Annotated in this window: 1 protein-coding gene; it reads right to left on the bottom strand. The window is 34.3% G+C overall.

Annotated features, from left to right (window positions below):
* Positions 1-706 precede the first annotated feature (706 nt).
* The gene (locus ACYQ2L_RS17115; RefSeq protein WP_460058332.1) at positions 707-1,480 is read right to left on the bottom strand and encodes a nucleotidyltransferase domain-containing protein; all 774 of its coding nucleotides are present in this window, start codon (positions 1,478-1,480) and stop codon (positions 707-709) included.
* Between the last annotated feature and the right edge of the window lie 139 nt (positions 1,481-1,619).

Below are 1,619 nucleotides of genomic sequence, written 5' to 3'. Positions count from 1 at the left end.
CGAAGGCTGCTGATTGTACCTGAAGGTAGAAGAACCAGCTCTTAAACGACCCCGAATAATTTTATTAAGATTTTCTTTGCGTAGTATTTCTCTTTAGCCCTGAATACTGTTACCCAAGTGTTTATAACGATTTCATAACCAGCTCGCCGTTAAGCTGGCGTGGTTTTTGCCCGGCGTAAGCCGGAAACAGCAAAAACCATGACAGTAGGCGAGTCTGGTTCATGTACTTGTTATAAGCCGCAAAATCTGATTCTTCATTCTCGTGAGGCCGATTCAAATAAATCGACCCCTGATTCTTCGTGAACCTCTGTTTCAGTATGACGTAAGCCAGTTCATATTTCCAGGCAAGCATATATGAAGCGTGATTGTGAAGGAAGAATCATTTTTCAACCACTGATAAATCAGCAGCTGTGTTCAGAACTTGTGGCCCGAAGGCTGCTGATTGTACCTGAAGGTAGAAGAACCAGCTCTTAAACGACCCCGAATAATTCTTATTAAGATTTTCTTTGCGTAGTATTTCTCTTTAGCCCTGAATACTGTTACCCAAGTGTTTATAACATTCAGTTAACCAGCAATTCCGCCTCGAAGGGTAGGCGTGGTTTGTGCCGAGCGAAGCGAAAAGCACAAACCCTGACTAAGGAATTGTCTGGTTGAACTGGTTGTTAGAAATCTTTTATTCAAACAATATTTACAATTAAGTTTATATCTATACAGGGTAATTCAATTCTATAAATTGCGTAAGTCTTTTTTTTATTAGAAATGAAAGTTCAAAAAAGTACTTCATTCTAATTAGGATATTCTGCTCAATTAATATTTTACAAAATAATTCACCACATTCCTTATCAGGGATCGAAGAAAGTTTAAAATCAATATCTTTGTGTCTTGGTAATGGACAATTATTTATTTGGTGTAAAATATGGAAATATTTCTCCATCATTCCATAAAGAGTTAACATAAATCCATACTCGGATTGTTTAAACTCTAAAGTCATTTGTTCAGGAAACTGTGAATCTATAAAATTTATCATACTTTGAGCATTTTCCAGTTCTAACAATGGTAATTTTTTTTTAATTGTTTCTGCAGCTTTTAAAATTAAATCGTTGCCAATTTTTTTATCTCCATAAATAACAATTCCGGATGCGATCAAACTTGATCTCTGTCGATCTATTTGTTCACTTTCCCAAGTAAAGCTATTTTGCAATTCTGAATTGGTAAAACAGAAAAGCTGTATTTTAATTTCATTATAAACAACTTCTTTGAATGCTTGACTGTTTTTTGATCCTTCAGGAAGAACAATTACAATATCTATATCAGATAAATTAGTAATCTTATTATTTGCAAATGATCCACATAAAATAATTGCTTCAAAATCAGAATTTGAAATTGAATTAAGAAACTTTTCTAATGCTAAGCGAAATTTTACATAAAGAGGTTTTGTGAAATTATCTTTCGCTATAAAACTATAAATATTCTTGTTCATCATTTTTACCTTTTATTTCTGCCTCCGGTCTTTCTAACATTTGCTTAACCTGTAATTCCGGCCCGTAGGGATTGGCGTGAAAATTGCCACAAAGGAGCGTAGCGACGACTGCAATTTTCATGACAAAAGGAATTATCAG

The organism is Spirochaeta dissipatitropha, from assembly GCF_054657935.1.
This window is presented reverse-complemented; position numbering and strand designations above follow the sequence as displayed.